Here is a 24,034-nt window from a genome sequence, read left to right on the forward strand (position 1 = left end):
ATGGCAGGCGGGACGCCCGGCGAGGATTCCCTGCTGCAGAAGCTGGCGGCGGGGCTGCAGGAGTTCTACGCGGCCCCCTACCGGCGCACCTTCGCCCGCGCGCGTCGCGACGAGGACGACCTGTTCATGCTGCTGGTGTTCGCCGAGACCCTGGGCGTGCCCAATCCCGCGGCCTGCTACACGATGGAGCTGATGCCGGTGATGTACGAACGCTTCCACGACTGGCATCGCCGCATGGGCCTGGAGCGCTCGCCGCTCGACCACGTCGGCTGCTGCTGAGGCCGGGGGCATGCTGCGGAGCCTGGCGCGCGCGCGACGCGTCCTCTTCATCGGCGGCAAGGGCGGCGTCGGCAAGACCACGGTCGCCACCGCCACGGCGCTGGCCGCGGCGCGCGAGGGCCGCCGCGTGCTGCTGGTCTCGACCGATCCTGCGCACAACCTCGGGCACCTGTGGGGCTGCGGGATCGGCGCGCGCGTGCGGCGGCTCGCGCCCAACCTCGACGGCCTGGAGCTCGACCCCGAACAGACCGCGCGGGCCCACCTGGAGGAAGTCGGCGCGGCCCTGCGCAAGCTGATGCCCGAGCACCTGGGCAGCGAGGTCGACAAGCACATGGCGCTCTCGCGCGAGACGCCCGGGATGCACGAGGCCGCCATGCTCGAGCGCATCGCCGAACTCGTCGAGCAGGGCGACCGCGAGCACGACCTGCTGGTGTTCGACACCGCGCCTTCCGGCCACACCGCGCGCCTGATGGCCTTGCCTGAGATGATGTCGGCGTGGGTCGACGGCATGCTGCACCGCCAGTCCCGGAGCCGTCATTTCGGTGAGGTGTTGCGCGGACTGGGTCGCGACGACGACGTCGGTCGCCAGGCCATCGGGCCCATGGAAGGCACGCGCGCCGGGGCGACGGGCGACCCCACGGACGCGCGCGACGACCGCATCCGCAGCCTGCTCAACCGCCGGCGCCATCGCTTCGAGCACCTGCGCGGGGTCCTGGCCGATCGCGAGCGCACCGCCTTCGTCATCGTCCTGACCGCCGAACGCCTGCCGGTGCTCGAGACGCTGGAGCTGCACGCGCAACTGCAGCGCTCGGGCATCCACGTCGGGGGGCTGGTAGTGAACAAGCGATCACCGCTCGATGCCGGCGAGTTCCTGGCCCATCGCGCGGCCCTGGAGGCCGGGCACCTGGGGGAACTGGCGCGTTCGTTGCCGGGGGTGCCGCTGCTGGAGCTGCCGCTGCTGCCGGGCGAGCCGGTTGGCCGCGATGCCCTGGAAGCCTTCTCGGCCCGGCTCCCCGGCTGATCGTCGCGCGCGGGCGCGCGCCTAGAGCCAGCCCACCCGCTTGAACAGGCGGTACAGCAGGTAGCTGGTGGCGGCGAGCACGCCGATCAGCACGGCGTAGCTGTAGCGTCCCTGCAGCTCGGGCATGTGCACGAAGTTCATTCCGTACCAGCTGGTGATCAGCGTCGGCGCGGCCAGCAGGGCCGCCCACGCGCCGAGGCGCTTGACCGTCTCGCCCTGCTGCACGGTCACCAGCGACAGGTTCATGCTGACCGCCGCGGTGAGCATCTCGCGCAGCATGTCGGTGATCTCGTTCATCCGCAGCACGTGGTCGAGCACGTCGCGGAAGTAGGGCTGCAATTCGTCGTGGATCAGTGCGTGGCGCGAACGCGTGAGTTGCCCCAGGACGTCCTGCAACGGCGAGACCGACATCCGCAGGCGGGTGAGTTCGCGCTTGAGCACGTACAGCTTTCGCACGGTGCCGTGGTGGAAGCCGTCGCCGAGGATGTCGCGCTCCAGGCGGTTGAGCTCGTCGTCGAACTCGTCGACGATCGGCCGGTAGTTGTCCACGATCATGTCCAGCACCGCGTACAGCGCGGCGCCGCTGCCGTGCTGCAGCAGTTCCGGCTCGCGTTCCATCCGCGCCCGCGCGGGCGCGTAGCTGATCGAGGCGCCATGGCGCACGGTGACCAGGTAGCGTTCGCCGACGAACATCTGGGTCTCGCCGAAGCGGATCGCGTCGTCGATCCGTTGCGCGGTGCGCACGGCGATGAACATGGAGTTGCCGTAGCCCTCGATCTTCGAGCGCTGGTGGGCGTTGTGCGCGTCCTCGACCGCGAGGTCGTGCAGGCCGAAGACGTCCTGCAGCTGTTCCAGCAGGGCTTCGGGCGGCTGGTACAGGCCCACCCAGACGAAGCTGCCGTCGTCGCGGGCGAGCACCCCCTCTATCTCGTCGAGGCTGATCTCGCGCCGCTCGCCGTCGCGTCCGTACGCGACGCAGTTCATGAGGCTGCTCGGGGTGCCCAGGGTCATGCGGCCATCCTGCCCGCTGCGACGATGGGCGGCAACCGGCTTATGCCGCCCGCGGCGCTGCCTTCGATCGCAGCGCCACCCACAGGCCGGCGTGGATCGGTCCAAGCAGGACGATCCAGTGCAGGTTCTGCTGCGGACTCACCGGCAGCCAGTAGAAGAACAGGCCGACCACCGGCAGCAGCGCGACCGCGGCGAGCACGAGGTCGAACAGGCGACCCGCCGGGCGGCCGCGTGCGATCCGCCAGCCGCCGGGCAGCAGCAGCCAGCACAGCGGCGAGAGCAGGAACAGGTTGCGGTTGGCCCAGCCGAAGCGGTGTTCGGTCCCGAACCAGATGAACAGCATCAGCGCGCCGAGCGTGCCGGCAAGCGTCCACACGGGCAGCGCGCCGGCGGCGACCAGGCGCGGTCGACGCCGGGCCAGCCAGGCCGCGCCGTAGCCGAGCAGGGCGCCGGCCAGCGCCCACGGCCACCACGCGCGCGACTGCTCGACCGGCTCGGGCGGCAAGCGCTGCGGCAGCACGTCCTGCTCGGCCGCGACCAGCGGCTTGCCGGTGGCGGGATTGTCGACCTCGCGCAGCGCGCTCGACAGGCGCATGGGCACGAACGACTCGCCCCAGAGCGGCTGCGGCACGTCAGCGGCCGGGCCCAGGCCGATGTCGAAGCCCAGCCACATCCACGGGGCCGGCGAGGCCAGCCGCAGCGCCTCGCTGCGGAAACTGGTGCCGTGCGAGCGCCCCTGCGTCTGCCGGGCCAGGCCGCCGTCGAGGGTGGCGTCGAGCGCATCGCGCACGCGGGTGGAGCAGTTGTCGGTGAAGTAGTCGTAGCGGTAGTGGGCGTTCTCGGGGCGGGCGTTGTCCGCCAGCGACGCGGCCAGGGCGCGCGCCTGCGCATCGGTCAGGGCCAGCCATTGGATGGACACGCCGCGGCCGACCTGTTCGTAGTAGCGCAGGTCCTGGGCGAGCGGCAGCGCCACCAGCTGGTAGCGCATGCGGCCCTTGACGAAGCGGGCCACGAAATCCGGCTCGGTCGGGTCGAAGTAGCCGAAGTTGTAGGCCGTCGCCTCGCCGCTGTCGGGATCCTCGACGAGGATGGCGTTGTGCCCGAAGCGCTCGAAGAAGATCTCGCCCGGCTGCATCGTGACCACGCCGATCCGCGGCGCGTGCCCGGCCTGCGCCCAGGCGCCGGCGCTGAAGACCAGGAGCAGCCAGAGCAGCGGCAGGCGCAGCATGGCCCGCCGCCGGGCCCGGCGGCCGTCACGCATCGCCGAGGATGCCCACGTGGAAGGCATGCACGCGACGGGCGTCGGCGCTGGAGACGCGGAACACGAAGCGACCCAGCGTGAGTTCCTCGCCGGCCTCGGGCAGGTGCCCGATCGCCGCGATCACCAGGCCGCCGATGGTGTCGTACTCGTCGTCGTCGAAATCGGCGCCGAATCGTTCGTTGAAGTCGTCGATCGGGGTCAGGGCATCGACCACGTACTGGCCGTCGGCCTGCGCCGCGATCAGCGCGTTGGGGTCCTCGGCGTCGTCGTGCTCGTCGTCGATCTCGCCGACGATCTGCTCGAGCACGTCCTCGATGGTCAGCAGGCCGGCGACGCCGCCGTATTCGTCGATGACGATGGCCATGTGGTTTCGGCTGAGCCGGAACTCGCGCAGCAACACGTCCAGGCGCTTGGATTCGGGGATCAGGACCGCCGGGCGCAGGAGCTCGTGGATGCCGATGGGGCCCTCGTCGTCGCCGGCGACCACCGCGCGCAGCATGTCCTTGGCCAGCAGGATGCCGAGGATCTCGTCCTTGTCCTCGCCGTGGACCGGGAAACGGGAATGGCCCGACTCGACCACCTGCTTCATCAGCCCGGGCAGCGGCTCGTCGGCCGGCAGCACCACCATCTGCGAGCGGGGGATCATCACGTCGCCGACGCTGAGGTCGGACACGCCGATCGCGCCTTCCATCATCGCCAGTGTGTCGGCCGCGATCAGGCCGTCGGCCTGCGCGTCGCGCAGCAGTTCGACCAGGTCCTCGCGGGTGGTGGGTTCGCCCGACAGCGCCGAGCTGATCCGGTCGAGCCAGGAGCGCCGCTTCTCGTGCGGCTTGTCGCTGGCGTCGCTGGGGTAGGTACTACTGTCGTCCTCGGACATTGCATCTGTTCAAACGCCCGCGGGGGTTGGGCGTCGGGGCGAGTCTACCGCGGAAACGGGGGCTTGCGCCTCTCCCGGCCGGTCGGCCGGCTCACGCCACCCGGTACGGGTCGGCGATACCCAGGGAGGCGAGGATCTCGCGTTCGAGCTGCTCCATGCATTCGGCCTCGCGTTCGTCCTCGTGGTTCCAGCCCAGCAGGTGCAGGGCGCCGTGGACGGTCATGTGGGCGTAGTGCGCGGCGAGCGGCTTCTTCTGGTCGCGGGCCTCGCGGGCGACCACGGGCGCGCAGATCACCAGGTCGCCGAGCAGCGGGAACCTGACGTCGCTGGGCAGGCCTTCGGGCAGCTCGGCGGGGAAGCTGAGCACGTTGGTGGCGTAGTCCTTGCCGCGGAAGTGGCGGTTCATCGCGCGCCCTTCGCGGACGTCGACGATGCGCACGGCCAGGTCGGCCTCGCGGATGCGGCCGGCGAGGGCGGCCGCCACCCACTTGCGGAAGCTCACCGCGGCCGGGATCCCGGTGCGCGGGAGCCCGTAGGTGACGCTGACATCGAGTCGTACGGGACCTTGGGTCATGGCCTGTGTTCAGCCCTTGGCGCCGGACTGGGCGTCCGTCGCATCACGTGCATCGTAAGCGTTGACGATGCGCGCGACCAGCGGGTGGCGGACCACGTCGCGCGACTCGAAGAAGGTGAACGAGATGCCATCGACCTCGTGCAGCACCTCGATGGCGTCCTTGAGCCCCGACTTCTGGTGGCGCGGCAGGTCGATCTGGGTCATGTCGCCGGTGACGACCGCCGTGCTGCCGTAGCCGATGCGCGTCAGGAACATCTTCATCTGTTCGATGGACGTGTTCTGGGCTTCGTCGAGGATGACGAAGGCGTCGTTCAGGGTGCGGCCGCGCATGTACGCCAGCGGCGCGATCTCGATGACGTTCTTCTCCAGCAGTTTGACGACCTTCTCGACCCCCAGCATCTCGTAGAGCGCGTCGTAGAGCGGGCGCAGGTAGGGATCGACCTTCTGGGTGAGGTCGCCGGGGAGGAAGCCCAGCTTCTCGCCAGCCTCCACCGCCGGGCGCACCAGGATCAGGCGGTGCACGCGGCCTTCGTTCAGGGCCTCGACCGCGCTGGCGACGGCGAGGAAGGTCTTGCCGGTACCGGCGGGCCCGATGCCGAAGTTGATGTCGTGGGTGGCGATCGCGTGGAGGTACTTGGCCTGGTTGGCGCCGCGGCCGCGCACGGTGCCGCGCTTGACCCGGATGGCGACCTCCTGGGGCGCGTAGTCCTGCGCCATGCGGTCGGCGCCGGCTTCGGCCAGGCGCAGGTGGATCGCCGGCTCGTCCAGGGTCTCGTGGACGGCGTCCTGCCACAGGGCGTGCAGGAGCTTTTCGGTGCGCTTCACCGCGCCCTTGGCGCCGGTGACCTTGAAGATGTTGCCGCGATTGGCGATCTCCACGCCCAGGCGGAGTTCGAGCAGGCGCAGGTGCGCGTCGAACGGGCCGGCCAGGTTGGCCAGGCGTTCGGCGTCGGCGGGATCGAGGGCGAATTCGGACGTGGTGGCGCGGGAGGCGGAGTCGTTCAATGCGTGCTCGGCAGGGAAGGGGGCGGGACGGGCTGATCGGGAAGATCAGGGCGAAACCCGGGAAGGACAAGGGGCACTAGGCCGATGTCGACCGGCGACGCCATGCCCACGCGCCGCACAGGGCGACCAGGATGCCGCCGACCAGATAGGTCCAGGCCACTGCGTCGGCTCCCCCGGCGCCGTCGCGGTACGCGCGCATCGCGAAACGGAGCATGCCCAGCAGGCCGAGCGCGAGCAGCCAGAGGGCCAGGGCCTGGTCGCGGAGGCGGAGAGTCGGTCTGGGGGCGTCCTGGGGCATCGTGGCGGCGGCGGCGGGAGGGCGGGCTGGCAGGATAGCGCCGCCGGCGTTCGGCCGGCGTGACCCGACGCGGCGGGCCATGGGGCGGGCGGCGAGGCACTTGCAATTAAATTAACTGTTTAATTAAATATGAGCATGACCCCGCCCCCGCACCCCCCGCATCCCCAGGCCCGCCCCCGTCGCACCGCGGACGCGGCGCCCGGCAGGCGACAGCCCGGTCGTCCCGGCGCCGACGCGCCCGACCAGCGCGAGCGCGTGCTCGACGCGGCGATCGCCTGCTGGGTCGAACACGGCATCGCGGCGACCACGCTGCGCCGGATCGCCGACCGGGCCGAAGTCAACCCGGCGCTGTTGCACTACTACTTCGGCGACAAGGCGCAACTGCGCGAGGCGGTGATCGAGGCGCGCATCCTCCCGGCGTTCGAGGGCCTGCGCGCGCGCATCGCCGGTGAAGGCAACGACGTCGCCGGCCTGGTCGCGGGCTTCGTGCAGGGCGTCGGCGCCCTGGTCGCCGCCCATCCCTGGTTGCCGGCCCTTTGGGTGCGCGAGGTCCTGTGCGAAGGCGGCGGGCTGCGCGACGTCCTGTTCGAGCGGCTCGGGCCGCAGTTGCCGCTGATGATGGCCGGGCGCTTCGCCGAGGCGCGCGCGCGCGGCGAGCTCAACGCCGACCTCGATCCCCGCCTGCTGATGGTCTCGCTGGTGGGCCTGACGCTGTTCCCGATCGCCGGAGCGCCGGTATGGCGGCAGTTGTTCGGCGCCGGCGACCTGGACTTCGACGCCTTGCGCCTGCATACGCTGGCGCTGCTGGACCGCGGGCTCGAATTGCCCGCCATGCCGAGTGAGGAAACCCGATGAGGCATCGCACCCTGTTGGCCTGCCTGTTGGCCACCGCGACGCTGGCCGCCTGCGGCCGGGACGCCCCGCAGGCGCTGGGCACGCTCGAGCGGGACCGCATCACCCTGCCGGCACCCGCGGCCGAGCGCATCGTCGCGATCGACGTGCGCGAAGGCCAGGTCGTCCGCGCCGGCGAACGCGTGATGCAGTTGGAGACCACGCGGACCCGGTCGCGGCTGGAAGCCGCACGGGCGCAGGCGCGGCAGGCCGGCGAGGCGCTCGCCGAACTCGAGGCCGGGCCGCGGAGCGAGTCGATCGAGCAGGCCCGGGCGCAGCTGGCGGCTGCCCGTGCGCAGGCCGCCGACGCGCAGGCCTACTACGCGCGGCTGCAGCCGCTGGGCCGCCGCCAGCTCGTCGCCGCGGCCGACGTCGACCGCGCGCGCGCCGCCGCCGGCAATGCCAGCGCCGCGGTGCGCCAGGCCGAGGCCGCACTGCTCGAGCTCGAGCATGGCAGCCGCAGCGAAGCCATCGCCCAGGGCGTCGCCGCCGAAGCCGCGCGCCGGGCCGAAGCCCGGGCCCAGGCCGTCGACCTGGCCAAGCTCGATGTCCTCGCGCCGCGCGATGCGTTCGTCGAGCAACTCCCCTACGAACTGGGCGACCAGGCCCCGGTCGGGGCGCCACTGGCGGTCCTGCTCGTGGGCGATGCGCCGTTCGCGCGCGTCTACGTGCCCGAGCCGATCCGCGCCTCCATCCGCGTGGGCCAGAAGGCGCGGGTGCGGATCGAGGGCCGCGACGACGCCCTCGACGGCGAAGTCCGGATGATCCGCGGCGAGCCGAATTTCACGCCGTACTACGCACTGACCGGCGAGGACGCCGCGCGCCTGAGCTATGTCGCCGAGATCAGCCTCCACGGCGAGGGCGTGCAGGCGCTGCCGGTCGGCGTACCCGTGACCGCGACCTTCCCGGGGGCGCGCGATGGGGGCGGGGAATGAGGCGCGAATGCCTGCCCGAGGTGCTGTACGCGACCTTCACCCGCCGGGCCAACGGCACCTTCGGCCATGTCGTGCCGGAACCGGGCCGACTGCGTGGGTGGCGCTGTCGTCGCGCGGAGGCCGGGTCGCTGCCGCCCGTCCTGCTCCCGGACCATGCCTGCTGACATGACCGGCGCGAAGTCCGACGACGACACCCCGATGGCGATCCGCGCCCGCGGACTGACCAAGCGTTTCGGCGATCTGGTCGCCGTGGACGCGGTCGATCTGGGCGTGCCCAGGGCGCAGGTGTACGGTTTCCTGGGGCCGAACGGATCGGGGAAGTCCACCACCATCCGCATGCTGTGCGGCCTGCTCACGCCGACCAGCGGCGACATCCGGGTGCTGGGCCTGGACATTCCCGCGCAGGCCGAGGCGCTGCGGCAGCGGATCGGCTACATGACCCAGCGCTTCTCGCTGTTCGAGGACCTCTCGGTGCGCGAGAACCTTGAGTTCATGGCCGCCGCGCAGGGCGTGCCGCGAAAGCGCACGCGCGCGCGGATCGACGACCTCGTCGAGCAGTACCACTTCGGCGACCGGCAAGCGCAGTTGGCCGGCACCATGAGCGGCGGACAGAAGCAGCGCCTGGCGCTGGCCGCGGCGGTGATCCACGAGCCCGAGCTGCTGTTCCTCGACGAACCGACCAGCGCGGTGGATCCGGAGTCGCGCCGCGACTTCTGGGAGAAGCTGTTCGAACTGGCCGATGCCGGCACCACGCTGCTGGTGTCGACCCACTACATGGACGAGGCCGAACGCTGCCACCGCCTCGCGATCCTGGACCGCGGCGCGCTGGTCGCCGATGGCACCCCCGCCGAGCTGACCGCACGGCTGGCGGGCCGGACGCTGGAGGTGCAATCGTCGCGGCCGCGCCGAGCCAAGCGCCTGCTCGCGGGGGTGCCGGGGATCCTGAGCGTCGCCCAGATCGGCAACGCGCTGCGGGTGCTGGCGGGCGATGGCGAGGATGCGCAGGCACGCATCCGCGACGCCCTGCGCGAGCAGGACGGCGAAGCCGGAGTCGAGCGGGTCGAGCCGAACCTGGAGGACGTGTTCGTCGATGCCACGCGCGGCAGCGAGACCCATCGCGAGCTCCATCCGGCGCGTGACGCGGGGGGCGGGGCATGAACTGGCGCCGCTTGTGGGCGATCGTGGTCAAGGAACTGCGGCAGATGGGCCGCGACCGCGTCACCCTGGCGATGATCATCGGCATCCCGGTGATGCAACTCGTGCTGTTCGGCTATGCGATCAACCTCAACCTGCGCGGGCTCGACGCCGCCATCGTCGACGAGTCGGGCACGCGAGCGTCGCGCGAACTCGTCATGGACATGCTGGCGACCGGCGTGATCGAACCGGTCGCCCGCGCCGACACGCCCCGTGAACTGGTGGACATGCTGCGCCGGGGCGAGATCAGCGTGGGCGTGGCGATCCCCCGCGATTTCGAGCGTCGCCGCATCGAGGGGCGCGAGCTGGTCCAGGTGATGGTGGACGGCAGCGACACCGTGGTGCAGAGCGCCGCGGTGCAGCTGGCGCAGATGCCGGTCGCCGCGCCCACCGCCGGGGCCGCCGCCGCACCGGGGCGGGTGGCGCCGATCGGCGTGGTGGCCTTCTACAATCCCGAGCGGCGGTCGGCGGTGAACATCGTCCCGGGCCTTATCGGCGTGATCCTGACCATGACGATGGTGCTGTTCACCGGCGTGGCGATCGTTCGCGAGCGCGAGCGCGGCAACATGGAACTGCTGATCGCCACGCCGATCAGCCGGGCCGAACTGATGATCGGCAAGGTCCTGCCCTATGCGGTGATCGGCCTGGTGCAGACGAGCGTCGTGCTGTTGCTTGGCGTCCTGCTGTTCAAGGTGCCCGTGCTGGGCAGCGTGCTCGACGTCTACGTGGCCTCGATCCTGCTGATCCTGGCCAACCTCACCCTGGGCCTGCTGATTTCCACGCGCGCCCGGTCGCAGTTCCAGGCCATGCAGATGACCTTCTTCGTGTTCCTGCCCTCGATCCTGTTGTCGGGCTTCATGTTCCCCTTCGCGGGCATGCCGCGGCCGGTGCAGTGGCTGGCCGAGGTGCTGCCGCTGACCCATTTCCTGCGCCTGATCCGCGGGGTCATGCTGCGCGGCGCCAGCCTGTGGGAACTGTGGCCCGACGTGCTGGCGCTGCTGGGTTTCACCGCCGTGATGATGACGCTGGCGATCCACCGCTTCCGCAAGCGGCTCGACTGAGGCCGTGCTTCAGTCGGCGGCCTTGCGCAGGGCGACCGCGTTCATGCAGTAGCGCAGGCCGCTGGGCGGCGGGCCGTCGGGGAACACGTGGCCCAGGTGGGCATCGCAGGTGTTGCAGACCGTTTCCACCCGCTGCATGCCATGGCTCTCGTCCAGCCGGTAGGCGATCGCCTCGACCGTCGCCGGTTGCGTGAAGGAGGGCCAGCCGGTCCCGGAGTCGAACTTCTCCCCGGCGTCGAACAGCAGGCTGTCGCAGCCGATGCAGTGGTAACGGCCCGGCTCGAGCAGGCCGCACATCGGATTGCTGAAGGCCCGCTCCGTGCCCGCCTCGCGGGTCACGCGGTACTGTTCGGGGCTCAGTTGCGCGCGCCATTCGGCCTCGCTCTTCTCGATCCGGCGCGCGGGCCTGGGGTTGCCCTCGCGGGCGAATGCGATCACGTCCTGCCACTTGAGCATCGGGGCTGTCCAGGGAAAGGGATGCCCACTACTTTGTCACAGCGCCCCGGCTACCGTGCATGCACCACCGTCACCCGGGTGCCTGTCGATGCCGCGCCAGAAGTTCGAGTTCGCCAATGCAGTCGGCCAGACCCTGGCCGGCTTGCTCGAGACCCCGCTGTCGGGGCGTCCGGAAGACTGGCGCTACGCCGTCTTCGCCCATTGCTTCACCTGCGGCAAGGACATCGCCGCGGCCACCCGCATCAGCCGGGGCCTGGCGGCGCGCGGCATCGCGGTGCTGCGCTTCGACTTCACCGGACTGGGCGGTAGCGACGGCGATTTCGCCAATACCGATTTCTCGTCCAACGTGGCGGACCTGCTGGCGGCCGCGCGGGCGCTCGAGGCACGTCATTCGGCCCCCAGCCTGCTGGTGGGCCACAGCCTGGGCGGTGCGGCGGTGCTGGTGGCGGCGCAGTCCCTGCCCGCAGTGAAAGCGGTGGCGACGATCGGGGCCCCGGCCACCGCCGATCACGTCAAGCACCTGTTCGCCGACGTGGAGGCCCGTGTGCGCCGCGATGGCGAGGCGACCGTCGCCCTCGGTCCGCGGCACTTCAACATCCGCAGGCAACTGCTCGACGACCTCGACGCGCATGCGTCGGCGGCCCACATCAGGGCGCTCGGGCGCCCGCTGCTCGTGTTCCATTCGCCGCTCGACGCGGTGGTCCCCATCGAACAGGCGGCGCGCATCTACGACGCGGCCCTGCATCCCAAGAGTTTCATCTCGCTCGACCGCGCCGACCACCTGCTGTCGAAGCAGGAGGACGCGGAGTACGTGAGCGCGACGCTGGCCGCGTGGGCTGGACGCTACCTGGGCCTCATGGCGCCGCCGGCGCGGCCGCCAGGGACCGTGGAGGAGGGCGAGGTGCTGGTCACCGAGCTCGACAAGCACTTCCTGCGCGGGCTCTACAGCGCCTCGCACGCGCTGCTGGCGGACGAGCCCTTGGGTGCCGGCGGCAGCAACCGCGGTCCCACGCCCTACGACCTGCTGCTGATGAGCCTGGGCGCCTGCACGTCGATGACCCTGCGTCTGTACGCGGAGCGCAAACGCTACCCGCTGGATGACGTCGACATCGAACTCGTCCACGAGCGTGTGCACGCCCGGGACTGCGCCGAGTGCGCCGAACGCGATGGCCATGTCGAACGCATCACCCGGCGCGTGCGCCTGGTCGGCGAGCTCGACGCGGCCCAGCGCGAGGACCTGCTTCGCATCGCCGATCGTTGCCCGGTCCATCGCACCCTGGCCAGTGCGCCGGCGATCGTGACGCACCTCGTCGACTGAGGCCGGAGCGGCGGGTCCGGGCGGGGCTTGATCCGGCGGCAGCCCGTCGCGCACAGTCGCAGGCCTGTCCGGAGGGAGATCGAGGATGCGTATTCGTTGCCTGGCCCTGGCGGCCGCCCTGGCGATGACGGCAGGCGCCGTGCACGCCGCCGACGTGACCGTGTTGAGTGCACGCAGCATCCACACCATGGAAGCCGACGCGCCCCACGTGCAGGCGATCGCCTTCGACGCGGGCGGACGGATCCTCGGGACCGGTTCGGTCGAAGCGCTCGCGGCACGCTATCCCGATGCCCGACGGCTGGACCTGGGCGACGCCACCGTGGTCCCCGGCCTGATCGACGCACATGGCCATGTCGCGGGACTCGGGATGACGCACCTGACCGCCGACCTGGTCGGCACGCGCGACAAGGACGAGGTACTGGCGAGGTTGCGGGCCTTCGCCCGCGACCTGCCCGCCGGGGCCTGGCTGGTCGGTCGCGGCTGGGACCAGAACGACTGGCCCGAGCGCGACTTCCCGACCGCCGCCGACCTCGACGCGGCATTCCCCGACCGCGCGGTCTGGCTGGAGCGGATCGACGGCCACGCCGGCTGGGCCAACAGCGTGGCCATGCGCCAGGTGACGCGCGACCTCGCGGGCGACTGGCAACCCGAGGGCGGGCGCATCGTCCGCGACGCGACCGGCCAGCCGACCGGCATCTTCGTCGATGCCGCCGCGTCGCTGGTCGACGATGCGCGGCCGCCGCTGGACGAAGCGCTCGCCGAACGCGCGCTGGTGCTGGGCATGCAGGATGCAGTGGCGCATGGCCTGACCGGGGCCCACGACGCCGGCGTCGACCTCGCGGGGCTCGACCGCTACCGGCGCCTGGCCGACCGTGGTGCGTTGCCGATGCGCATCACCGCGATGGCCGCGGGCGACGGCGACGCACTCGACGCGCTTTGCCGCGACGGCGTCTACCGTCACCCGGCCGGACGGCTGCGGATGCGCACGGTGAAGGTCTACGCCGACGGCGCCCTCGGCAGCCGCGGGGCGGCCCTGCTGGCCGACTACAGCGACGACCCCGGCAATCGCGGCCTGATGGTGACCTCGCCCGAGGGCCTGCACGCGGTCGCCCGCAAGGCGATGGCCTGCGGCGTGCAGGTGGCCACCCATGCGATCGGCGACCGCGGCAACCACGAGGTGCTCGAGGCCTATGCGGACGTCCTGGGCGATCGCCGCGACGGCGACCATCGCTGGCGCATCGAACACGCGCAGGTGCTCGCCGCCGACGACCTGCCACGACTGGCGCGGATGCACGTGATCGCCTCGATGCAGCCGACCCATGCCACCAGCGACATGCCCTGGGCCGAGGACCGGCTGGGGCCCGTGCGCATCGTCGGCGCGTATTCCTGGCGCCAGCTGCGCGACAGCGGGGCGCGCCTGGCCCTGGGCTCGGACTTCCCGGTCGAATCGGTCGACCCCCGCCTGGGCCTGCATGCCGCCACCACCCGCGCCGATTCGCAGGGCCTGCCTGCGGGCGGCTGGCGCCCGGAGGAAAAGCTCACCGCCTTCGAAGCCCTGCGCGGCTTCACGATGGACGCCGCGTTCGCCGGCTTCGCCGAGAACGAGGTCGGCAGCCTGGCCGCGGGCAAGCGCGCGGATTTCGTGGTGTTGGCCGAAGACCCGCTGGCGATCCCGCCCTCGGGCCTGCGCGATCTGACCGTGCTGGCGACCTATGTCGACGGGCGGGCGGTGTACCGCCGGCCCGAGTAGGCCGTGCCGGTCCGCGTCCCCCGGCTCAGGGGCGCGACACGCCGGCCGCGACGGCCCCCGGCGCATGCGCGCGCCGCGGCCCCCAGAGCCCGGCCCACCACGTCCCGGCCAGCGCGGTGGCCGCGCCGCCGAGCAAGTCGATGGCGTAGTGCTGCCCGGTGGTCATGATCGTGGGGAACAGCAGCGCGGGCAGCCAGATCCAGCGCCGCGAGGCCGGGTGCTGCGCCGCGAAGGCGATCATCACCACGACCGGGATCGTGATGTGCCCCGAGGGGAAGCAGGTATAGGGTTCGTCCAGCGCGTACAGGAGCTCCCATGCCCATCGTGTCGCGCCGTCCAGCGCGTCGGGCAGGGCATGGCGCAGGATGCGCGTCGGCCAGGCCAGCCAGACCAGCATGTTCAGGCCCATGGCGAGTGCGTAGGACTTGAACGTGGCCCACAGCACCGCCTTCGAGCGCAGGCCCAGGGCGAGGAACGGGTTGATGCACAGCAGCAACCAGTACGGCCAGATCGTCCACGCATGCCAACCCACCGCCTGGTCGAGCGCGGTGACCGGCAGCAGCGTGGGCGGCCGCGTGGGATGGGCATTGATGAGCAGGTAGAGCGCGGTGTTCAGGCAGACCACCGCCACGATCGCAAGCAGGCGGTGGCGGACGTCCAGGTCCGCGTCCGCTGCGCTTGCGTCGTCCGTCATCGATGCGTCGCCTCAGGCCTGCGCGTCTTCGTCGATGGCGACGACCCGGCCGCGCAGCGAGTTGCTCAACGCCCCGGTGATGGCCACGTCGACGAAGCGGCCCACCAGGCGCGGGTCGCCGGGGAAGTTCACCGAGCGCATGTTCTCGGTCTTGCCGGTCAGCTCGTTGGCATCCTTCTTCGAGGCGCCGACCACCAGCACCTTCTGCACGCTGCCGACCATCGCCTCGGAGATGCGCCTGGCATTGGCGTTGATCGCGGCCTGCAGGCGCGACAGGCGGGCATGCTTTTCCTCGCTCGACACGTGGTCCTCCAGGTCCGAGGCCGGCGTGCCGGGGCGCCGCGAGTAGATGAAGGAGAACGACTGGTCGAAGCCCACGTCCTCGATCAGCTTCATCGTCTTCTCGAACTCCGCCTCGGTCTCGCCCGGGAAGCCGACGATGAAGTCGGAACTGATCGAGATGTCCGGGCGGACCGCGCGCAGCTTGCGGATCTTCTGCTTGAACTCCAGTGCCGTGTAGCCGCGCTTCATCGCCGACAGGACGCGGTCGGAGCCGGACTGCACCGGCAGGTGCAGGTAGTTCGCCAGCTCGGGCACGTCGCGGTAGGCCTCCACCAGCGAGTCGCTGAACTCCAGCGGGTGCGAGGTGGTGAAGCGGATGCGGTCGACGCCGTCGATCTCGGCGATCGCGCGGATCAGCAGGCCCAGGTCGGCGACGTCGGCCTCGTCGCCCTCGCCATAGGGGCCCCGGTACGCGTTGACGTTCTGGCCGAGCAGGTTGATCTCGCGCACGCCCTGCGCGGCGAGGTCGGCGACCTCGACCAGGACGTCCTCGAAGGGACGGCTGATCTCGGTGCCGCGGGTGTAGGGCACGACGCAGAAGGAACAGTACTTCGAGCAGCCCTCCATGATCGACACGAACGCGCTGGGGCCTTCGGCGCGCGGCTCGGGCAGGCGGTCGAACTTCTCGATCTCCGGGAAGCTGATGTCCACCTGCGGCTGCCGCTGCTCGCGCCGGGCGCGGATCAGTTCCGGCAGGCGGTGCAGGGTCTGCGGACCGAAGACCAGGTCCACGTAGGGCGCGCGCTTGATGATCGCCTCGCCCTCCTGGCTGGCGACGCAGCCGCCGACGCCGATCAGGACGTCGCGACCGCCTTGCTTGAGCGCTTTCCAGCGGCCGAGCTGGCTGAACACCTTCTCCTGCGCTTTTTCGCGGATCGAGCAGGTATTGACCAGGATCACGTCGGCTTCTTCGACGTTCGCGGTCAACTCCAGGCCGTCGGAGGCGGCCAGCACGTCGGCCATCTTGGCCGAGTCGTACTCGTTCATCTGGCAGCCGTGGGTCTGGATGAAGAGCTTGCCGGAGGGCTTCGCCGGCGCGGGGCGCACGGGCGAGGAGGGGGCCGAGGCGGTCGGCAGGGTATGGAGGTCGGACATGTGGGATCCCGGGGGTTCGGTGGTTATTCCGTGCCGGACAGCACTGCAGGGGCGGTGATTGTAGCGGCCGGAACGGGCCCGAAGTCGCGTTTTGTTGGACAGGTATTGGCAATTCAGGCGATTTGGAGTGACACTCGCGCCCATGAAGGGGGGCTTCACACTACTGGGGATGATCTGCCTGTTCGCGGCCATGCCGGCCGTCGCGGGCACGATTTACCGTTGCGAAGGCGCCGATGGCGTCCCGAGCTATGTCAGCAAGAAGGTCGCCGGCGCCCGCTGCTCGGCGGTCACCAGCTACCGGCCGGGGCGCAGCTCGCCCTCGGTGCCGGTGACGTCCTCCAGCCTTTCCCAGCCCTCGCGCCCGGCCACGGTGGGCAGCGCGACCCCGGCCAACCCGGTCGCGGGCTCCCCGGCCTCCGGGACCGTGCAGGCCAGCGACAGCCCGGCGATGACCAATGCCGCCCCCATCCAGGCCGTCAACCGGGGCGCGTCCGGCTCGCGCGTGGTCTCCGGCCAGGTGTACTCGTACATCAAGGACGGCGTCCGCCACTACACCAGCCGCAAGCCGGCCGGCGTGGCCAACGCCAGCGCCGTGCGGACCATCAAATACAGCTTCATCGAGACCTGCTACGCGTGCTCGGCGAGCAGTGGCGTCAACTTCGGCTCCATTCGCCTCAACACCTCGGCCTACAGCAACGAGATCGCGGCGGCGGCGCGGCGCCACGGCGTCGACGAGGCGATCGTGCGGGCGGTCATCCACGCCGAGTCGGCGTTCAACCCCAACGCGCTCTCGCATGCCGGCGCCCAGGGGCTGATGCAGCTCATCCCCGCCACGGCCCGGCGCTTCGGGGTCAGCAATCCCTTCGACGCCAGCCAGAACATCGAGGGCGGCGTGCAGTACCTGGCGTGGCTGCTAAAGCGCTTCAACGGCGACCTGACCCTGGCCGCGGCCGGCTACAACGCCGGCGAGGGCGCGGTGGACAAGTACAACGGCGTCCCGCCCTACAGCGAGACCCAGCGCTACGTGCAGCGCGTGGGCGTGCTGGCAGAGCGCTACCGCGCGGCCACCCTGCAGCGCTGAAACCCCCTGTTCGTCGCCGGAAGGCCGTCGCAGCGGCCTTTGCGCCCGTCCGTGCGCGCGCCGGGAGCGTGACGGGCATCGCGGATGCATCCAAGGATTGTCGGCTCGTTAAGGCTTCCGTTACACTTTCCCGTCTTTATAAGCCGCGAGCCGTCGCCAGTGGCGGGCCCGCGGTGAACTTCGATATCAAGATTTGCGGAGTGCCGGATGGCCAACCAAGGGGTCAACGATCCTATCCATGAACCCGTCAACACCGGCCGACGCCGGTTCCTGACGGCGACCACCGCCGTGGTCGGCGCCGTAGGCGCGGGTGTTGCGGCTGTGCCGTTCATCAAGTCCTGGAACCCCAGTGCGCGCGCCAAGCTGGCCGGCGCACCGGTGACCGCGGACATCACGGCCCTGCAGGAAGGCGAGCGGCTCGTGCTGGAATGGCGCGGGCAGCCGATCTGGATCGTCAAGCGGTCCAAGGCGATCCTCGAGGCGCTGCCGACCCTGGACAGCCACCTGCGCGACCCGATGTCGGAGAACCCCGACCAGCAGCCCGCCTACGTGCTCGAGCACGACCCCGAGCTGCGCTCGATCAAGCCCGAGGTCTCGGTGCTCGTCGGCCTGTGCACCCACCTGGGCTGCTCGCCGGAGATGAAGGCCGAGATCCGGCCCGAGCCGTTCGATCCGGAGTGGAAGGGCGGTTACTTCTGCCCCTGCCACAAGTCGCGCTTCGACATGGCCGGCCGCGTGTTCCAGGGCGTCCCCGCCCCGACCAACCTGGTGGTGCCGCCGCACTACTACGAGAACGACACCACCATCGTCATCGGCGTCGATCCGCAGGGGGCCGCGTAAGCCATGTCCAACATCATCACCCGTACCGCCAACAACGTCTTCGACTGGGTCACCGCACGCGCGCCCGGCATGATGCCGGCCTACCGCAAGCACATGACCGAGTACTACGCGCCGAAGAACTTCAACCTCTGGTACTACTTCGGGTCGCTCGCGATGCTGGTGCTGGTCAACCAGATCCTGACCGGCATCTTCCTGACGATGCACTTCAAGCCGTCCGCGGCCGAGGCGTTCTCGTCGGTCGAGTACATCATGCGCGACGTCGAGTGGGGCTGGCTGATCCGCTACATGCACTCCACCGGCGCCTCGCTGTTCTTCATCGTCGTCTACCTGCACATGTTCCGCGGCCTCATGTACGGCTCCTACCAGAAGCCGCGCGAGCTGGTGTGGATCCTGGGCATGCTGATCTACCTGGTGCTGATGGCCGAGGCCTTCATGGGCTACGTGCTGCCGTGGGGCCAGATGTCGTTCTGGGGCGCCAAGGTCATCATCTCGCTGTTCGGCGCGATCCCCGTGATCGGCGGTGGCCTGGTCGAGTGGATCATGGGCGACTACCTGCCCGGCGACGCCACCCTCAACCGCTTCTTCGCGCTGCACGTCATCGCGCTGCCGCTGGTCCTGCTGCTGCTGGTCGTGCTGCACCTGGGCGCCCTGCACGAGGTGGGTTCGAACAACCCGGACGGCGTCGACATCAAGAAGGGCCCGAAGGGCAACCGCTGGGACGCGAACAAGCCCAAGGACGGCATCCCGTTCCACCCGTACTACACGGTCAAGGACCTGTTCGGCGTCGGCTTCTTCCTGATCATCGCCGCCTTCATCATCTTCTTCGCCCCGGCGTTCGGCGGCTGGTTCCTCGAGCACGACAACTTCGTCGAGGCCAACCGCCTGGTCACGCCCGAGCACATCAAGCCGGTCTGGTACTACACCCCGTACTACGCGATGCTGCGCGTCGTGCCGGACAAGCTGGGCGGCGTGATCGTGATGTTCTCGGCGATCGCGATCCTGTTCCTGGTGCCGTGGCTGGACAAGGCCAAGGTGAAGTCCTACCGCTACCGCGGCGTCTTCTCCTGGGTGATGCTGCTGGCCTTCGCCTTCGCCTTCGTGTGGCTGGGCAAGATCGGCGCCGGCCCGGGCACCGACCCGGTCGAGACCATCATCGGTCGCGTCCTGACCTTCTTCTACTTCGCTTTCTTCATCTCCATGCCGCTTTGGACCAAGCTCGACCGGACCAAGCCGGTGCCGGAACGGGTGACGATGCATGACTGACACCACCGCCAAGCACCGAACCGACCGAACCGACCGGACCCTGACCATCGTGAAGAAGTTCGCCCTGTCTTTTGCTGGAGTCTTCGTCGCCGCGATGCTGGTTTCCGCCAGCGCCGCCGCCGCGGAGGGTGGCGCCGTCGAGCATGCCGGCACCGACCTTGGCGACCGCGCGTCCCTGCAGCGCGGCGCCCACCTGTTCATGAACTACTGCTCGGGCTGCCACTCGCTCAAGTACCTGCGTTATTCGCGCATGGCCGACGACCTGGGGCTGACCGAGCAAGAGGTGATGGACAACCTCAACTTCACCGGTGCCAAGTTCGGCGAGCAGATCCAGGTGGCGATGACGGCCGAGCACGCGAATGCCTGGTTCGGCAAGATGCCGCCGGACCTGAGCCTGATCGCCCGCTCGCGCGGCAGCGACTGGATCTACACCTACCTGAAGTCGTTCTATCTCGACGAGTCGCGGCCGCTGGGCTGGAACAACAAGCTGTTCCCGAACGCCTCCATGCCGAACCCGCTGTGGGAGCTGCAGGGCCTGCAGCACGCCGAGTACGGCGAGCCGGACGAGAACGGCGAGCGCCACGTCACCGGCCTGAAGGTCACCGAGGCCGGTACGCTCGACACCGCCGGCTTCAACCAGGCGGCCCGCGACATCACTGCATTTCTCGAGTACGCCGGCGAGCCGGCCGCCCTCAAGCGCCACAGCCTTGGCGTCTGGGTGATCCTGTTCCTGACGGTGTTCACGCTGCTGGCCTGGGTGCTGAAGAAGGAATACTGGCGCGACGTGCACTGACCCGGGGGAACCGCCGATGCGTCAAGGCCCCGGCCGGGCGCATCGCAGCCGTCGGGGGCTTTACTGACAGGCGGCGGGCAGGCAGTCTCGAGACCGTGGCGACCGACCACAAGGGGTGGGCGGCGTCTTGATGACGGGTGGGCGCGGCAGTGCCCGCCGGTCCCAGGAGAGGTCGATGATGGCGGCAAGTCCCCGTATGCGAAATGCCCTGACACTGTTTTCCTCGACCGACTGCGTCCTGTGCCATCGGGTCCGGCTGGTGCTGGCCGCCAAGGGCGTCACCTACGATCTGATCCCGGTGGATCCGCAGAACCCGCCGGAAGACCTGATCGACCTCAACCCGTACCACTCGGTGCCGACCCTGGTCGAGCGCGAACTGGTCCTGTACGCCGCCAGCGTGGTCAGCGAATACCTCGACGAGCGCTATCCGCACCCGCCGCTGATGCCGGTCGATCCCTTGTCCCGCGCCCGACTGCGGCTGGCCATGCTGCGCCTGGAGCACGACTGGGTGCCGCAGGTTCAGGCCATCCAGCTGGGCAACAAGGCCCAGGCCGACGCCGGCCGCAAGCGCCTGAAGGACCTGCTCACCGCCTCGGTCCCCCTGTTCAAGGCCAGCAAGTTCTTCCTGAACCCGGAAATGAGCCTGGCCGACTGCGCGATGGCGCCGATCGTCTGGCGGCTTCCGGCCCTGGGCGTGGCCCTGCCCAAGGACGCCAAGGCGATCGAGGACTACGGCAACCGCATTTTCCGCAGCCCCGGCTTCTCGCGCAGCCTGACCGAGGACGAGCGCAAGCTGAACGAATTGCCGGTCTGATCACACCGGCCCTGCGAAGATCCGTGCGGGGCGCCGCGTCGACGCCCCCGGTAGGCCCGCCTGCCGCGTTCCCTGTGCTGACGAAGGGGTAAGGATCATGAAGACGCAGATTTGGCTGACCGGCGTGTCGCTGACCGTCGTGCTGGCGTTCGTGCCGGCCTGCGCGGGCGTACTCGACCCGCATTGCACGCCCGCCAAGGCCGCCAAGAGCGCCGCGGCGAAGGCAACGGTGGGCGTGGGCGGACGGTGCGATGCCAAGGAAACCATCAAGGACACCGCCGACGACGCCCTCGACCTGGACCTGGATGCGGACGACGCGAAGGACAAGCTGGACGACGTACGCGACAAGGCGGACGACGCCCACGACAAGCTCGACGACGCCGTCCACGACCGCGGCGATCGCGACGACTGACCTCCCGGGCGGCGTCCGCGCACGGGCCTGCCCCGTCACCGGCATCGACAAGCGCGCGCCGGGCCTGCAAAGTAGCAGGGCCCGCAGGGGGCGCGCGGCAACGCTTTTTTCTCGACCCGGCAGTAAATGCGCAATGACTGATGACTCACCCGGCATGACCAGCCACCGCCCCTACCTGCTGCGGGCGCTGTACGAGTGGATTGCCGACAACGACATGACCCCGCACCTGCTGGTGGACGCCACCCGGCAGGGCGTGCGGGTGCCGTCCCATGCGGTCAGCGAAGGCAAGATCGTGCTCAATATCGCCCAGCGCGCGGTCTCGCACCTGGAAATGGGCAACGAATCGATCGACTTCAGCGCGCGCTTTGGTGGCGTCAGCCAAGCCGTGTCGGTGCCGGTGAGCGCGGTGCTGGCGATCTATTCACGTGAAACGGGGCAGGGCATGGCCCTGCCCGATGACTCGGCGATGGCGGGCAGCGGCGGCGACGCCGGCCCGGACGAGGCGAGCGGGGACGACGTCGCGGGAAGCCCGTCGTCGCCGGCCTTGAGCGCGGTGCCCAGCGAGCGTGCCCCGGACGGGGATGGCGACGGCGACGACGACGGCCCGCCTTCCGGCCCGCGGCGTACCGGCCACCTGCGCGTGGTCAAGTAGGCGCGCCAGGGCGCTGGGGCCGTTTCAGGGCGTCGTGCGCCCGTCGGGCAGCGGCGGACCGCTGAACACGACGAGGCGGTCGCCCCGCAGCACCATCCGACCCGAACGGCGGTCCTCGCCGTCGACCGAATAGTCGAAACGGAAGCTGCGCTCCAGGCCCAGCCTGCCGTCCTCGTGGCGACACAGGCGCAGCCCGTGCGCATGCACGGTCTGGTCCAGCCATTGCACGCCGGCCGCTCTGCAGGCCTCGCGGCCCAGGCGCTCGGCCTGTTCGGCCGCGGCACGCGCGGCATTCCACCAGGCATAGCCGATGGCACCCAGCAGCATCACCACGATCGCGGTCGGCATGGGGGTTCCGGGTCAGTGCGGCGCAGGGCCGAGCTTGAGGGACAGGTCGATCGCGTGGACATGCTTGGTCAGTCCGCCGATCGAGATGTAGTCGACCCCGTCCTCGGCGATCGCGCGGAGGCCGGCGAGGTCGACGCCGCCGGAGACTTCCAGCGGAATGCGGCCGGAGAACGGCGCGGCGCGCGCGATCGCGACCGCCTCGCGGCGCATCGCCGCGCTGAAGTCGTCGACCAGGATGCGATCGCAGCCTGCCTCGAGCGCCTCGCGCAGCTGGTCGATCGATTCGACCTCCACGATCAGCGGCAGCGTGGGATGCATGGCGCGCGCGCCGCGGATCGCGGCCGTGAGCGAGCCTGCGGCACGCACGTGGTTCTCCTTGAGCATCACCTGGTCGTAGAGGCCCATGCGGTGGTTGACCCCGCCGCCGGTGCGCACCGCGTATTTCTGCGCCTGGCGCAGGCCGGGCAGGGTCTTGCGGGTGTCGAGGATGCGCGTGCCGGTGCCGCGGACGGCGTCGACGTGGGCCGCGGTGACGGTGGCCGTGCCGCTCAGGGTCTGCATGAAGTTGAGCGAGGCGCGCTCGGCGCTGACCAGGGCGCGGTTGCGCCCCTGCAGGGTCGCCAGCACCGTGCCAGCGTCTACCCGCTGGCCTTCCGCGACCCGCCAGTCGATGCGCACGAGCGGGTCCAGTGCGCGGTGGCAGGCGTCGAACCACGGCCGCCCGCAGACGACCGCGTCCTCCTTGCACAGCAGGTAGGCGACGTCCCCGGCATCGGGGAGCAGGGCGGCGGTGACGTCGCCGCTGCCGATGTCCTCGGCCAGGGCCGCGGCCACGTCGGCCTGTACGGCCGACGCGGGCGGGGGCGCGACGTCCGGCGCGTTCATGCCGCGGCGAAGCCCGCGATACCGTCGGTGGCGATGGCGTCCTCGGCCAGCAGCACCGGGATGCCGTCGTCCACGCGGTACACCGTGCGGCGGTCGCGGGTGACCAGCGCCTGCGCCAGCGGCGCGGCCTGGGCGCTGCCGTCGCCGCGCAGGGCCGTGCCGGCGTCGATGGCGGCGTTGACGGCCTTCAGGCCCGCGTCGTCGAGCAGGGCGAGGGGCTGGCGGGTGGTCGGGCAGACCAGGAGGTCGAGCAGCTTGCGATCCATGGCTTCACGTCGGTTCGGGAGGGAATGCGGCGGCACGGGAGCGCTGAACTACTCTGGCCGTGCCAACCGGCCTAGAATACCGTTTTGACGTTGGGCCAAGCCATGACTGATAGCAAGGCCGCGACCGACGCCCAGCCGCTGGTGGGCATCGTGATGGGGTCGCGTTCGGACTGGGAGACCATGCAGCACGCCGCTGCGAAGCTCGAAGCGCTGGGCGTGCCGCACGAGGTACGCGTGGTATCCGCGCACCGCACCCCTGACGTGCTGTTCGACTATGCCGCGACCGCGCGGTCGCGTGGGCTGCAGGCGATCATCGCCGGCGCCGGCGGCGCCGCCCACCTCCCGGGCATGCTCGCCGCCAAGACGCCGGTGCCGGTGCTGGGCGTGCCGGTGCAGAGCAAGGCGCTCAACGGCATGGACTCGCTGCTCTCGATCGTGCAGATGCCGGCCGGGATCCCGGTGGCGACCTTCGCGATCGGCAACGCCGGGGCCGCCAATGCCGCGTTGTTCGCCGCCGCGATGCTGGCGCCGACGCATCCGCCCATCGGCGAGGCGCTCGACGCGTTCCGCCGCAAGCAGACCGACGACGTCGCCGGCAACGACGACCCGCGCCAATGA

General features: G+C 70.4%; 29 protein-coding genes. 17 read left to right on the top strand and 12 right to left on the bottom strand.

The window, feature by feature from the left end; genetic code table 11:
* Positions 1 to 279, top strand: coding sequence for a cory-CC-star protein (locus H4F98_RS06950; protein WP_182686195.1), 279 nt, complete (start codon positions 1 to 3; stop codon positions 277 to 279).
* 10 nt (positions 280 to 289) lie between these two features.
* Positions 290 to 1,300 carry an ArsA family ATPase gene (locus H4F98_RS06955; protein ID WP_182686197.1) on the top strand — a complete coding sequence of 337 codons (1,011 nt, stop codon included), beginning with the start codon at positions 290 to 292 and terminating at the stop codon, positions 1,298 to 1,300.
* 21 nt (positions 1,301 to 1,321) lie between these two features.
* Here the strand turns inward: H4F98_RS06955 and H4F98_RS06960 are convergent, their stop codons facing one another.
* The 6 genes from H4F98_RS06960 to H4F98_RS06985 all read right to left on the bottom strand — a co-directional run bounded on the left by H4F98_RS06960 (position 1,322) and on the right by H4F98_RS06985 (position 6,326).
* Positions 1,322 to 2,311 carry a magnesium and cobalt transport protein CorA gene (locus H4F98_RS06960; protein ID WP_182686199.1) on the bottom strand — a complete coding sequence of 330 codons (990 nt, stop codon included), beginning with the start codon at positions 2,309 to 2,311 and terminating at the stop codon, positions 1,322 to 1,324.
* Positions 2,312 to 2,351: 40 nt separating this feature from the next.
* The gene (locus tag H4F98_RS06965) at positions 2,352 to 3,539 is read right to left on the bottom strand and encodes a lipoprotein N-acyltransferase Lnb domain-containing protein (RefSeq protein WP_246372957.1); all 1,188 of its coding nucleotides are present in this window, start codon (positions 3,537 to 3,539) and stop codon (positions 2,352 to 2,354) included.
* Positions 3,540 to 3,564: 25 nt separating this feature from the next.
* Complete coding sequence (locus H4F98_RS06970; protein WP_182686204.1) at positions 3,565 to 4,449, bottom strand: CorC family transporter; 885 nt, start codon at positions 4,447 to 4,449, stop codon at positions 3,565 to 3,567.
* A gap of 91 nt (positions 4,450 to 4,540) precedes the next feature.
* Entirely contained in the window at positions 4,541 to 5,023 is a 483-nt protein-coding gene (gene ybeY, locus H4F98_RS06975) for an rRNA maturation RNase YbeY (protein ID WP_182686206.1), read from the bottom strand.
* 9 nt (positions 5,024 to 5,032) lie between these two features.
* Positions 5,033 to 6,028, bottom strand: a complete 996-nt coding sequence (locus H4F98_RS06980; protein WP_182686208.1) for a PhoH family protein — start codon at positions 6,026 to 6,028, stop codon at positions 5,033 to 5,035.
* A 76-nt stretch (positions 6,029 to 6,104) separates the two neighbouring features.
* Positions 6,105 to 6,326, bottom strand: a complete 222-nt coding sequence (locus tag H4F98_RS06985; RefSeq protein WP_182686210.1) for a hypothetical protein — start codon at positions 6,324 to 6,326, stop codon at positions 6,105 to 6,107.
* A 135-nt stretch (positions 6,327 to 6,461) separates the two neighbouring features.
* On the opposite strand from H4F98_RS06985, the gene H4F98_RS06990 reads away from it, so the two are divergent.
* The 5 genes from H4F98_RS06990 to H4F98_RS07010 are packed head-to-tail and all read left to right on the top strand — an operon-like array spanning position 6,462 to position 10,407.
* The gene (locus H4F98_RS06990; protein WP_182686212.1) at positions 6,462 to 7,181 is read left to right on the top strand and encodes a TetR/AcrR family transcriptional regulator; all 720 of its coding nucleotides are present in this window, start codon (positions 6,462 to 6,464) and stop codon (positions 7,179 to 7,181) included.
* Complete coding sequence (locus tag H4F98_RS06995; protein ID WP_182686214.1) at positions 7,178 to 8,152, top strand: HlyD family secretion protein; 975 nt, start codon at positions 7,178 to 7,180, stop codon at positions 8,150 to 8,152. Before H4F98_RS06990 ends, H4F98_RS06995 begins: the two co-directional genes overlap by 4 nt.
* On the top strand, positions 8,149 to 8,316 hold the full coding sequence (locus H4F98_RS07000) for a hypothetical protein (RefSeq protein ID WP_182686216.1): 168 nt from the start codon (positions 8,149 to 8,151) through the stop codon (positions 8,314 to 8,316). The genes H4F98_RS06995 and H4F98_RS07000 overlap by 4 nt, the downstream gene beginning before the upstream one ends.
* Positions 8,317 to 8,356: 40 nt before the next feature.
* On the top strand, positions 8,357 to 9,310 hold the full coding sequence (locus H4F98_RS07005; RefSeq protein ID WP_182686414.1) for an ATP-binding cassette domain-containing protein: 954 nt from the start codon (positions 8,357 to 8,359) through the stop codon (positions 9,308 to 9,310).
* Positions 9,307 to 10,407 carry an ABC transporter permease gene (locus H4F98_RS07010; RefSeq protein WP_182686217.1) on the top strand — a complete coding sequence of 367 codons (1,101 nt, stop codon included), beginning with the start codon at positions 9,307 to 9,309 and terminating at the stop codon, positions 10,405 to 10,407. The genes H4F98_RS07005 and H4F98_RS07010 overlap by 4 nt, the downstream gene beginning before the upstream one ends.
* Positions 10,408 to 10,416: 9 nt before the next feature.
* Here the strand turns inward: H4F98_RS07010 and msrB are convergent, their stop codons facing one another.
* The gene (msrB, locus tag H4F98_RS07015) at positions 10,417 to 10,863 is read right to left on the bottom strand and encodes a peptide-methionine (R)-S-oxide reductase MsrB (RefSeq protein WP_182686218.1); all 447 of its coding nucleotides are present in this window, start codon (positions 10,861 to 10,863) and stop codon (positions 10,417 to 10,419) included.
* Positions 10,864 to 10,951: 88 nt separating this feature from the next.
* On the opposite strand from msrB, the gene H4F98_RS07020 reads away from it, so the two are divergent.
* On the top strand, positions 10,952 to 12,181 hold the full coding sequence (locus H4F98_RS07020; RefSeq protein WP_182686219.1) for a bifunctional alpha/beta hydrolase/OsmC family protein: 1,230 nt from the start codon (positions 10,952 to 10,954) through the stop codon (positions 12,179 to 12,181).
* 85 nt (positions 12,182 to 12,266) lie between these two features.
* A complete protein-coding gene (locus tag H4F98_RS07025; RefSeq protein WP_182686220.1) occupies positions 12,267 to 13,931 on the top strand; it encodes an amidohydrolase in 1,665 nt (554 codons plus the stop codon).
* A gap of 25 nt (positions 13,932 to 13,956) precedes the next feature.
* Here H4F98_RS07025 and H4F98_RS07030 read toward each other — a convergent pair whose 3' ends face one another.
* Together H4F98_RS07030 and miaB are read right to left on the bottom strand one after the other, a co-directional pair.
* A complete protein-coding gene (locus tag H4F98_RS07030; RefSeq protein WP_182686221.1) occupies positions 13,957 to 14,625 on the bottom strand; it encodes a phosphatase PAP2 family protein in 669 nt (222 codons plus the stop codon).
* A 12-nt stretch (positions 14,626 to 14,637) separates the two neighbouring features.
* On the bottom strand, positions 14,638 to 16,062 hold the full coding sequence (miaB, locus tag H4F98_RS07035) for a tRNA (N6-isopentenyl adenosine(37)-C2)-methylthiotransferase MiaB (protein WP_182686222.1): 1,425 nt from the start codon (positions 16,060 to 16,062) through the stop codon (positions 14,638 to 14,640).
* A gap of 142 nt (positions 16,063 to 16,204) precedes the next feature.
* Here miaB and H4F98_RS07040 point away from each other — a divergent pair, with 142 nt between their 5' ends.
* From H4F98_RS07040 to H4F98_RS07070, 7 genes are all read left to right on the top strand, one after another.
* Positions 16,205 to 17,143 (top strand): lytic transglycosylase domain-containing protein, encoded by a 939-nt coding sequence (locus tag H4F98_RS07040; RefSeq protein WP_182686415.1) that lies wholly within the window; start codon positions 16,205 to 16,207, stop codon positions 17,141 to 17,143.
* A 207-nt stretch (positions 17,144 to 17,350) separates the two neighbouring features.
* Positions 17,351 to 17,983 carry a ubiquinol-cytochrome c reductase iron-sulfur subunit gene (gene petA / locus H4F98_RS07045; protein WP_182686223.1) on the top strand — a complete coding sequence of 211 codons (633 nt, stop codon included), beginning with the start codon at positions 17,351 to 17,353 and terminating at the stop codon, positions 17,981 to 17,983.
* Between the two features lie 3 nt (positions 17,984 to 17,986).
* Positions 17,987 to 19,246, top strand: a complete 1,260-nt coding sequence (locus H4F98_RS07050; RefSeq protein WP_182686225.1) for a cytochrome b — start codon at positions 17,987 to 17,989, stop codon at positions 19,244 to 19,246.
* Between the two features lie 94 nt (positions 19,247 to 19,340).
* Positions 19,341 to 20,039, top strand: coding sequence for a cytochrome c1 (locus H4F98_RS07055; RefSeq protein WP_182686416.1), 699 nt, complete (start codon positions 19,341 to 19,343; stop codon positions 20,037 to 20,039).
* 178 nt (positions 20,040 to 20,217) lie between these two features.
* The gene (locus H4F98_RS07060) at positions 20,218 to 20,853 is read left to right on the top strand and encodes a glutathione S-transferase N-terminal domain-containing protein (protein WP_141516880.1); all 636 of its coding nucleotides are present in this window, start codon (positions 20,218 to 20,220) and stop codon (positions 20,851 to 20,853) included.
* 97 nt (positions 20,854 to 20,950) lie between these two features.
* Positions 20,951 to 21,265, top strand: a complete 315-nt coding sequence (locus H4F98_RS07065; RefSeq protein WP_182686227.1) for a hypothetical protein — start codon at positions 20,951 to 20,953, stop codon at positions 21,263 to 21,265.
* A 133-nt stretch (positions 21,266 to 21,398) separates the two neighbouring features.
* Complete coding sequence (locus H4F98_RS07070; RefSeq protein WP_182686229.1) at positions 21,399 to 21,917, top strand: ClpXP protease specificity-enhancing factor; 519 nt, start codon at positions 21,399 to 21,401, stop codon at positions 21,915 to 21,917.
* 24 nt (positions 21,918 to 21,941) lie between these two features.
* On the opposite strand, the gene H4F98_RS07075 is transcribed toward H4F98_RS07070, so the two are convergent.
* From H4F98_RS07075 to H4F98_RS07085, 3 genes are read right to left on the bottom strand one after another with little or no spacing between them, the layout of a single operon-like run.
* Positions 21,942 to 22,265: a DUF3301 domain-containing protein gene (locus H4F98_RS07075; protein WP_182686231.1), complete on the bottom strand. Its 324-nt coding sequence runs from the start codon at positions 22,263 to 22,265 to the stop codon at positions 21,942 to 21,944.
* A gap of 12 nt (positions 22,266 to 22,277) precedes the next feature.
* Complete coding sequence (nadC, locus tag H4F98_RS07080) at positions 22,278 to 23,150, bottom strand: carboxylating nicotinate-nucleotide diphosphorylase (protein WP_182686233.1); 873 nt, start codon at positions 23,148 to 23,150, stop codon at positions 22,278 to 22,280.
* Positions 23,147 to 23,416 (bottom strand): Trm112 family protein, encoded by a 270-nt coding sequence (locus H4F98_RS07085; RefSeq protein WP_182686234.1) that lies wholly within the window; start codon positions 23,414 to 23,416, stop codon positions 23,147 to 23,149. The genes nadC and H4F98_RS07085 overlap by 4 nt, the downstream gene beginning before the upstream one ends.
* Before the next feature lie 102 nt (positions 23,417 to 23,518).
* Between H4F98_RS07085 and purE the strand changes: the two genes are divergently transcribed.
* The gene (gene purE, locus H4F98_RS07090; RefSeq protein WP_182686236.1) at positions 23,519 to 24,034 is read left to right on the top strand and encodes a 5-(carboxyamino)imidazole ribonucleotide mutase; all 516 of its coding nucleotides are present in this window, start codon (positions 23,519 to 23,521) and stop codon (positions 24,032 to 24,034) included.

This window comes from Marilutibacter spongiae (assembly GCF_014145325.1).
GTDB classification, from domain to species: Bacteria; Pseudomonadota; Gammaproteobacteria; order Xanthomonadales; family Xanthomonadaceae; genus Marilutibacter; species Marilutibacter spongiae.